The following is an 8,791-nucleotide window of genomic DNA, read 5'->3' as shown; positions in this document are numbered from 1 at the left end:
CCGGGGGCCGGGCGTCAGTGGCCCGGCGTGTGGTACCCGGAGTCGATGGCGCGCTGCAGGGAGCGCTCGATCTCGGCCTCGGCGTCCGCGCGGCCGACCCAGTGGGCGCCCTCGACGGACTTGCCGGGCTCGAGGTCCTTGTAGACCTCGAAGAAGTGCTGGATCTCCAGGCGGTGGAAGTCGGAGACGTCGTCGATGTCCTGGCGCCACGCGGCGCGCTGGTCGCCCGTCGGGACGCAGAGGACCTTGTCGTCGCCGCCGGCCTCGTCGCGCATGCGGAACATGCCGAGCGCGCGGCAGCGGATCAGGCAGCCGGGGAACGTCGGCTCCTCGAGCAGGACGAGCGCGTCCAGCGGGTCGCCGTCCTCGCCGAGCGTCCCCTCGATGAACCCGTAGTCGTCGGGATACCGCGTCGAGGTGAAGAGCATGCGGTCGAGGCGGATGCGACCGGTCGCGTGGTCCACCTCGTACTTGTTGCGCTGCCCCTTGGGGATCTCGATCGTGACGTCGAACTCCACTGCTTCCTCCAGTCGTACCGGCACCGCGACGCTCGGGCGGTGGCTGGGTCTGTGGACGACGGACCACGCCGTCGTGCGGGAACTAGTGTGACACGTGCCGTCCGCGCGAGAGGGTTCCCACGGGCCCCGCGGGCTGGCGGGCTGAGTGATAATGCGCACGTGCCCGCACCCGACGTCCCGGTCCAGGCACCGGTGCCCACCGGTGCCGAGCAGGCGCGCCCGGACGGGACGGGGCGAGAGAGGCGCATGGGCCGGGGAGCGCGCACGGGCGTCGCCGTCGGCGTCGTGCTCGCCCTCGCGGGCGGCTACGCCGTGGCGGACGCGTACGACGTCGTCCCCGGCGTGCTCACGACCGCAGCGCCCTACCCGGAGCCGAACCCGTTCCCCGAGGCTCCGGGCGCCGTCGCGGCGCCCCCGCTCGGGCCCGGGCTGCCGACGCTCGACGCCGCGGCCCCGGTCCCGGCCACGGCGAGCGTGCAGGACCTCGCGGACGCGCTCGCGGCGGACACCCGGCTCGGGCCCCGGGTCGGCGTCCTGGTCACCGACGCGGCGACGGGCGACGTGCTCGGCGCGAGCGGCGACACGGTCGGTCACGTCCCGGCGTCGACGCTCAAGACCTTCACCGCGGCGGCCGCCCTCACGTCTCCCGGCGCGCACGCGACCCTCCCGACGCGCGCCGTCCTCGAGGGGCAGGAGACCGTCTACCTCGTGGGGGGCGGCGACATGATGCTCGCCGCCGGCGCGGGCGACCCGACGGCGGTCAACGGCCGGGCCGGCCTCGGCGACCTCGCGGCCCAGGTCGCGGGCGAGCTCCGGCTCACGGGTCGCACGACGATCTCTCTGCGTCTCGACGACACGCTCTTCACGGGCGCCGCGGTCGCGCCGACGGTCGACCCGGCGAGCGTCCGGAACGGCTACGTCGCGCCCGTCGCCGCGCTCGCGGTCGACATCGCGCGGCTCGAGGACGAGGAGTACGCGCCGCGCGCCGAGGACCCGGCGATGTCCGCCGCGGAGGCGTTCGTCGCCGCGCTCGCCGAGCAGGGGGTCACCGTGGCGGGCGACGTCGTGCGCGCCCCGGCGCCCGACGACGGCCGCACGGTCGGTGAGGTGGAGTCCGCGCCGCTGAGCGAGGTCGTCGCGTACCTGCTGCAGCACTCCGACAACACCATCACCGAGGTCGTGGGGCGGATCGTCGCGATCGACGCGGGGCTGCCCGGCTCGGCGGCGGGCGCGACGCAGGCCGTCCGCACGGCCGTCGAGGGGCTCGGGGTCGACCTCACGGGCGCGGCGCTCGCCGACCTCTCGGGCCTCGGCGACGGCTCGGTCGTCACGCCCGCGCAGCTCGACGAGGTCGTCGGCCTGCTCGCGGACCCGGCGCACCCGTCGCTGCGGCCCGGCGCGGTCGGGCTGCCGGTCGCGGGTCTGTCCGGGACGCTCGGCGAGCGCTACCTCGAGAACGCGGGCCGCGGCGTCGTGCGGGCCAAGACGGGCAGCCTGCCGAACGTCACGTCGCTCGCGGGGACGGTCGTCACGGCCGACGACCGCCTCCTCGTGTTCTCCCTCATGGCCGACGCCGTCCCCGACGGCGGCACGTACGGCGCGCGCCTCATCTTCGACGACTTCGTCGCGTCGCTCGCGGAGTGCGGCTGCACCGCCTGAACGGTGTTGCTCACGGTTCGTCCGGCGTTTCCGTGAGCCAGTCCTCGACCTCGAGACCGGGGACGCGAGAGAACTCGCGGACGTTGTTCGTCACCATGACGAGCCCGAGCGACCGGGCGTGCCCGGCGAGGAGGGCGTCGTAGGGCCTGATGGGCGTGCCGCGGGCGGCGAGGAGGGCGCGGACGCGGCCGGCGTGCATCGCCGCGAGACCGTCGAAGGGGAGCACGTCCACGAGCGACAGCAGCTCGTCCACGGCCTGACGGTTGCGATGCGGGTCGTCCGACCGCTCGATGCCGTACTCGAGCTCCATCTCGCTCACCGTCGAGACCGCGACGCGTCCCTCTGCCTCCCGAAGCCTCGGTCGCGCGGCTGCGCCGTTCCTCCGCAAGAGCGCGATCAGGACGTTCGTGTCCAGCAGGTAGAGCGTGCTCACAGGGCGCCGCGCTCCTCTGCGGTCCCCTGGTCGCGGTCGGGGAGGAAGTCGTCGGCGACGCGGAGCCCGTGGTCGAACCACTCGTCCCACCCGGAGCCGGCCGGCGTGATCACGCGGGACCTGCCGACGGCCCGGACCTCGACCTCGCGGACGTCGTCGGGCAGCGCGACCGCCTTGGGCAGGCGGACCGCCTGCGTCCGGTTGCTGCGGAACACCGTCGTGCGGACCATCGGGAAGCCTCCTCGGTCGTATATCCCGGGAGTATATCCTCGCTCCTCACACGACCCCTGGTCCCGGGATACGGTGAGACGGTGACACTCGTCGAGCAGGACGGCCGTTCGGGCAGCGACCCGTCACGTGGTGACACCTCGATCGTCGACTGGTCGGCCGCCGCCCAGATCGCGGGCCGGCTCGCGCGCCCGGGACCCCAGGCGTCGCGCGACGAGCTCGCCGACCTGGTCGAGGGGCTGCGCAGCGCGGCGCAGGCCGCCGTGCCCCACGTGCTCGACGTGACGCGCATGAGTCCCGCCGCGGGCGGGTCGACGGCTGGGCCCACGACCGCACTCGGCACCGTGTACGTCGTGGACCGTGCGCGCTGGGCGCGCGCCAACACCGAGATCATGGCGTCGCTCACCGACGGCGTGACGGACGCGCTCGTCGGCGAGCGCGGACGCGTCCCGCAGGCGACGGCGCTCGTCGGGGCCGCCCAGGTGGGGTCGGTGCTCGCCGTCCTGTCCAGCCGGGTCCTCGGCCAGTTCGACCCCTACAGCGGGCTGGGAGGCACCGCGCCCGCGGCCGGTGTCGTGCCCGACGGCGGCCCGTCGCCCGCGGCCACCGGCTCGCCCGGGCGGCTCGTGCTCGTGGCGCCCAACGTGCTGCAGGTGGAGCGCGCGCTGGATCTCAAGCCCGCCGACTTCCGCCTCTGGGTGTGCCTGCACGAGCAGACGCACGCGCTGCAGTTCGCCGCCGCGCCGTGGCTCGCCGACCACCTGCGCACGCGCGCGAGCGCGCTGCTCACCGAGCTCTCCGCGTCGTCGCGCCGGCTCGCCGAGGCGCGGCTGCGCGAGAAGCTCGCCACCGTGGGGCGCGCCGTCCTCCACGCCGTGCGCGGCGAGGACGGGACCTTCGTGGACGGTCTGCTCACGCCCGAGGAGCAGGACCGCCTCGCTGACGTCACAGCCGTCATGGCCCTGCTGGAGGGCCACGCCGACGTGGCGATGGACGCCGTCGGGCCGCGCACCGTGCGCACGGTGCGCAGCATCCGCCGCAAGTTCGAGGCCCGGCGCGACGGCGAGGGGCGCTCCGGGTTCGACGTCGTGCTCCGGCGGGTGCTCGGCATGGACGCCAAGATCGCGCAGTACCGCGACGGCGCCGCGTTCGTGCGCGCGGTCGAGAAGGAGGTCGGGCGCGACGGGTTCAACGCCGTGTGGGCGGCGCCCGAGAACCTGCCGACCGCCCGCGAGATCGCCGACGCGCGCGCCTGGGTGCGCCGCGTCCACGGCTGAGCCGGTGGGCGGGCCGGCACCCGTCGTCGCCGCCGCCCGCCGGGGCGTGCGCGGCGCGCTCGAGGAGCTGGACCCCGGGTCCCTCGTACTCGTCGCGTGCTCGGGCGGCGCGGACTCGACGGCGCTCGCGGCCGCCACGGCGTTCGTCGCGCCCCGGCTCGGGCTGCGTGCGGGCGCCGTCGTCGTGGACCACGGTCTCCAGGCGGGCAGCGCGGGCGTCGCGGCGGACGCCGCGGAGCGCTGCCGGGGCCTCGGGCTCGACCCGGTCGAGGTGCGCCGCGTCGTCGTCCCGGCGTCGGGCGACGGCCCGGAGGCCGCCGCGCGCGCGGCCCGCTACGCGGCGCTCGACGCCGCGGCGAGCGAGCACGGCGCCGCCGCGGTGCTTCTGGGCCACACGTGCGACGACCAGGCGGAGACGGTGCTGCTCGGGCTCGCCCGCGGGGCCGGTGCCCGCTCGCTCGCCGGGATGGCGCCCCGACGCGGCGTCCACCGGCGCCCGTTCCTCGCGCTGCGGCGCGGGGACACCGAGGCCGTGTGCCGCACGCTCGGGCTCGCGTGGTGGGACGACCCCACGAACGGCCTGCCGGGCGACGACGCGACGCGGCCGGGCGCGACGGCGCCGCCCCTGCGCTCGCAGGTGCGCGCGCGCGTCGTGCCCGCGCTCGTCGACGTGCTCGGGCCCGGTGCCGTGCCGGCGCTCGCGCGCACCGCGGACCTGCTGCGCGACGACGCCGACCTGCTCGACGCGCTCGCCGCGGACCTCCTCGTGACCGCCCTCGTAGCGACCCCGGACGACGGCGAGGGTGGCCCGGTCGGCGAGCCCGCGGCGTCGGGCGCCGAGAACGTGGTGCTGGACGCCGGGGTGCTCGCCACCGCGCACCCGGCCCTCCGGCGTCGCGCGCTGCGGACGGCGGCGCTGCGCGCGGGCTGCCCCGCGGGCGACCTCTTCGCCGTGCACGTCGACGCGCTCGACGCGCTCGTCACGGCGTGGCGGGGTCAGGGACCCGTGCACCTGCCGGGCGACCTGAGGGCCGCGCGCGCGTGTGGCAGGCTTTCCCTGGGCCCGGACGCGACGCCCCGGCGCAGCATCCCCCCGCGAACCCCCACGATCCTCAGCACCCCCACCACCCCCACACCTCAGGAGTGACCCCCGTGGAAGCATCGGACGTCGCAGGCGACCTCGAGAACATCCTGCTCACCGAGGAGCAGCTCGGAGCGCGGCTCGACGAGATCGCGGCGCAGATCGACCGCGACTACGCGGGCAAGGACCTCCTGCTCGTCGGCGTCCTCAAGGGCGCCGTCATGGTCATGGCGGACCTCGCGCGGCGCCTGCACAGCCACGTCGAGATGGACTGGATGGCGGTCTCGTCGTACGGGTCGGGGACCAAGTCCTCGGGCGTCGTGCGCATCCTCAAGGACCTCGACGCGGACCTCACGGGCCGCAACGTGCTCATCGTCGAGGACATCATCGACTCGGGTCTCACGCTCTCGTGGCTCCTGTCGAACCTGCGCTCGCGCGGGCCGGCGTCGGTCGAGATCGCGGCCATGCTGCGCAAGCCCGACGCCGCGAAGACCGACGTCGACGTCCGGTACGTCGGGTTCGACATCCCGAACGAGTTCGTCGTCGGCTACGGCCTCGACTACGCGGAGAAGTACCGCAACCTGCCGTTCGTCGGGACGCTCGCGCCGCACGTGTACTCGAGCTGAACGAGAGGCGGCCGCGCCCCCGGCCACGGGGGCGCGACGACCGCCCGCGTCCGGGCGGCGTGCCGCCCGCGCCCAGGCGACGTGGGCCACGCCCTGGGCGAACAGAGGCGTGATCCCCAGCAGGCGTCAAGGTCCAGAGTGTAGTTTCGAGCCCGAACACTTGCGCGAGCGGAGGGATCCGGGGCGCACGCCCCGTCGCCGATGAACATCAAGAAGATTCTCAGTGGGCCGATCGTCTGGATCGTCCTGGGCCTCGTGATCCTGTGGATCGCGTTCGCGACGCTGTCGCGCCCGACCGTCCAGCGCATCGACACGTCCCAGGGCCTCGAGCTGCTCTCGGGCGACACGGTCGAGCAGGCCCTCATCGTGGACGGCGACCAGCGCGTCCGGCTCACGCTGTCCAAGGACTACGTCGTCGACGAGGGCACGGACACCGAGGAGAACAAGGGCAAGAACGTCGAGTTCTACTACGTCCAGCCGCAGGGCGAGGCCGTGGTCGACGCGGTCGTCGCGGCGGAGCCGAAGGACGGGTACAACTCCGAGGTCGCGCAGCCGTCGTTCTGGTCCTCGCTGCTCGGCCTGCTCATCCCGTTCCTCATCATCGGCGTGCTCTTCTGGTTCCTGCTCTCGCGCATGCAGGGCGGCGGCTCGCGCGTCATGGGCTTCGGCAAGTCGCGCGCCAAGCTCGTCTCCAAGGACACCCCGCAGGTGACGTTCGCGGACGTCGCAGGCGCCGACGAGGCCGTCGAGGAGCTCCACGAGATCAAGGAGTTCCTCGCGGAGCCCGACAAGTTCCAGGCGGTCGGGGCCAAGATCCCCAAGGGCGTGCTGCTCTACGGCCCACCCGGGACGGGCAAGACGCTGCTCGCGCGCGCCGTCGCCGGCGAGGCCGGCGTGCCGTTCTACTCGATCTCCGGCTCGGACTTCGTGGAGATGTTCGTGGGCGTCGGTGCGAGCCGCGTCCGCGACCTGTTCACCCAGGCCAAGGAGAACTCGCCCGCGATCATCTTCGTCGACGAGATCGACGCCGTCGGCCGCCACCGCGGCGCCGGCATGGGCGGCGGTCACGACGAGCGCGAGCAGACGCTCAACCAGCTCCTCGTCGAGATGGACGGCTTCGACGTCAAGACGAACGTCATCCTCATCGCGGCGACCAACCGCCCCGACATCCTCGACCCGGCGCTCCTGCGCCCGGGCCGGTTCGACCGCCAGGTCGCCGTCGAGGCGCCCGACCTCAAGGGCCGCGAGGCGATCCTCCGCGTCCACGCGCAGGGCAAGCCGATCGTCCCCGAGATCGACCTCGCCGCCGTCGCGCGCCGCACGCCGGGCTTCACCGGCGCCGACCTCGCGAACGTGCTCAACGAGGCCGCGCTCCTCACCGCGCGCAGCGGCGCCCAGCTCATCGACGACCGCGCGCTCGACGAGGCGATCGACCGCGTCGTGGCCGGACCGCAGAAGCGCACGCGCGTCATGAACGTCAAGGAGCAGAAGATCACGGCGTACCACGAGGGCGGCCACGCCCTCGTCGCCGCGGCGATGCGCTACACGGACCCCGTCACCAAGGTGACGATCCTGCCGCGCGGCCGTGCGCTCGGGTACACCATGGTCATGCCGACCGAGGACAAGTACTCCACGACGCGCAACGAGCTGCTCGACCAGCTCGCGTACGCCATGGGCGGTCGCGTCGCCGAGGAGCTCGTCTTCCACGACCCGACGACGGGCGCCTCGAACGACATCGAGAAGGCCACGGCGATCGCGCGCAAGATGGTCACCGAGTACGGCATGAGCGAGCGCGTCGGCGCGATCAAGCTCGGCACGGGCTCGGGAGAGCCGTTCCTCGGCCGTGACATGGGCCACCAGCGCGACTACTCCGAGTCGGTCGCGGGCACGGTCGACCACGAGGTGCGCAAGCTCGTCGAGGCCGCGCACGACGAGGCGTGGGAGGTGCTCACGCAGTACCGCGACGTGCTCGACGCGCTCGTGCTCGAGCTCCTCGAGAAGGAGACGCTCAACCAGGCCGAGCTCGCGCGCGTGTTCTCGCCGGTCGAGAAGCGCGCGCCGCGCGACGTGTGGCTCTCGAGCGAGCAGCGCGCCGTCTCGCAGCGCGGGCCGGTCCTCACGGACGCCGAGAAGGCGGCGCAGAACGGCGCCCCGGTGATCCCGCAGGACGAGGCCGCGGCCGCGAACGACGAGCTGCCGCCCGAGCGCATCGGCGAGGTCCCGGCGGACAGCCCCCTCGACCGGGCGCTCGGCCGCGACGGCACCACCGACGTCACCGACGTGCGCGAGCCGGGGCAGGACTGATGGGCACCCCCACGGGCGCTCCCGCGGGCACCACCACGGGCGCGATCAACCGGGCCCGCTCGGCCGAGGACCTGCGTGCCCCCGCCGACGTGCCGCCGTACGACCAGGAGCGGGCCGAGGCCGCCGTGCGCGAGCTGCTGCTCGCGGTGGGGGAGGACCCGGACCGCGAGGGCCTGCGGGACACCCCCGCCCGGGTGGCGCGCGCGTACCGCGAGATCTTCGCGGGCCTGCGCCAGGAGGCGGCGGACGTCCTCACGACGACCTTCGACCTCGGCCACGAGGAGATGGTGCTCGTCAAGGACATCGAGGTGTACTCGACGTGCGAGCACCACCTCGTGCCGTTCCACGGCGTCGCGCACATCGGCTACATCCCCAACGTCGACGGGCGCATCACCGGCCTGTCGAAGCTCGCGCGTCTCGTCGAGGTCTTCGCGCGCCGCCCGCAGGTCCAGGAACGCCTCACGTCGCAGATCGCGGACGCGCTCGTGGAGCACCTGCAGCCGCGCGGCGCGATCGTCGTCGTCGAGTGCGAGCACCTGTGCATGTCGATGCGCGGCGTGCGCAAGCCGGGGTCGCGCACGGTGACGTCCGCGGTGCGCGGCCAGATGCGCGACGGCGCGACGCGGGCCGAGGCGATGAGCCTCATCCTGGGGCGCTAGTCCCGT

9 protein-coding genes are annotated in these 8,791 nt (G+C 74.3%); 6 read left to right on the top strand and 3 right to left on the bottom strand.

Annotated features, from left to right (window positions below):
* Positions 1-14: 14 nt before the first annotated feature.
* Positions 15-518: an inorganic diphosphatase gene (locus ABWU78_RS17325; RefSeq protein WP_034655165.1), complete on the bottom strand. Its 504-nt coding sequence runs from the start codon at positions 516-518 to the stop codon at positions 15-17.
* Positions 519-677: 159 nt separating this feature from the next.
* On the opposite strand from ABWU78_RS17325, the gene dacB reads away from it, so the two are divergent.
* Complete coding sequence (dacB, locus tag ABWU78_RS17320) at positions 678-2,177, top strand: D-alanyl-D-alanine carboxypeptidase/D-alanyl-D-alanine endopeptidase (protein ID WP_439159053.1); 1,500 nt, start codon at positions 678-680, stop codon at positions 2,175-2,177.
* Between the two features lie 10 nt (positions 2,178-2,187).
* Here the strand turns inward: dacB and ABWU78_RS17315 are convergent, their stop codons facing one another.
* Both ABWU78_RS17315 and vapB read right to left on the bottom strand, forming a co-directional pair.
* Positions 2,188-2,610 carry a type II toxin-antitoxin system VapC family toxin gene (locus ABWU78_RS17315; RefSeq protein ID WP_439159052.1) on the bottom strand — a complete coding sequence of 141 codons (423 nt, stop codon included), beginning with the start codon at positions 2,608-2,610 and terminating at the stop codon, positions 2,188-2,190.
* Positions 2,607-2,840 (bottom strand): type II toxin-antitoxin system VapB family antitoxin, encoded by a 234-nt coding sequence (gene vapB / locus ABWU78_RS17310; protein ID WP_253052556.1) that lies wholly within the window; start codon positions 2,838-2,840, stop codon positions 2,607-2,609. Before vapB ends, ABWU78_RS17315 begins: the two co-directional genes overlap by 4 nt.
* 81 nt (positions 2,841-2,921) lie before the next feature.
* Here vapB and ABWU78_RS17305 point away from each other — a divergent pair, with 81 nt between their 5' ends.
* From ABWU78_RS17305 to folE, 5 genes are all read left to right on the top strand, one after another.
* On the top strand, positions 2,922-4,115 hold the full coding sequence (locus ABWU78_RS17305) for a zinc-dependent metalloprotease (RefSeq protein ID WP_439159051.1): 1,194 nt from the start codon (positions 2,922-2,924) through the stop codon (positions 4,113-4,115).
* A 4-nt stretch (positions 4,116-4,119) separates the two neighbouring features.
* Positions 4,120-5,262 (top strand): tRNA lysidine(34) synthetase TilS, encoded by a 1,143-nt coding sequence (tilS, locus tag ABWU78_RS17300; RefSeq protein WP_439159050.1) that lies wholly within the window; start codon positions 4,120-4,122, stop codon positions 5,260-5,262.
* A 5-nt stretch (positions 5,263-5,267) separates the two neighbouring features.
* Positions 5,268-5,822: a hypoxanthine phosphoribosyltransferase gene (gene hpt, locus ABWU78_RS17295; protein ID WP_047233909.1), complete on the top strand. Its 555-nt coding sequence runs from the start codon at positions 5,268-5,270 to the stop codon at positions 5,820-5,822.
* Positions 5,823-6,023: 201 nt separating this feature from the next.
* Positions 6,024-8,126 carry an ATP-dependent zinc metalloprotease FtsH gene (ftsH, locus tag ABWU78_RS17290; RefSeq protein WP_253052562.1) on the top strand — a complete coding sequence of 701 codons (2,103 nt, stop codon included), beginning with the start codon at positions 6,024-6,026 and terminating at the stop codon, positions 8,124-8,126.
* Positions 8,126-8,785 (top strand): GTP cyclohydrolase I FolE, encoded by a 660-nt coding sequence (gene folE / locus ABWU78_RS17285; RefSeq protein WP_253052564.1) that lies wholly within the window; start codon positions 8,126-8,128, stop codon positions 8,783-8,785. Before ftsH ends, folE begins: the two co-directional genes overlap by 1 nt.
* Positions 8,786-8,791: the final 6 nt, after the last annotated feature.

The organism is Cellulosimicrobium sp. CpK407, from assembly GCF_051844275.1.
Classification (GTDB): Bacteria; Actinomycetota; Actinomycetes; order Actinomycetales; family Cellulomonadaceae; genus Cellulosimicrobium; species Cellulosimicrobium cellulans_G.
The sequence above is the reverse complement of the archived record's forward strand: the minus strand, read 5'-3'. Positions and strand labels throughout refer to the sequence as shown.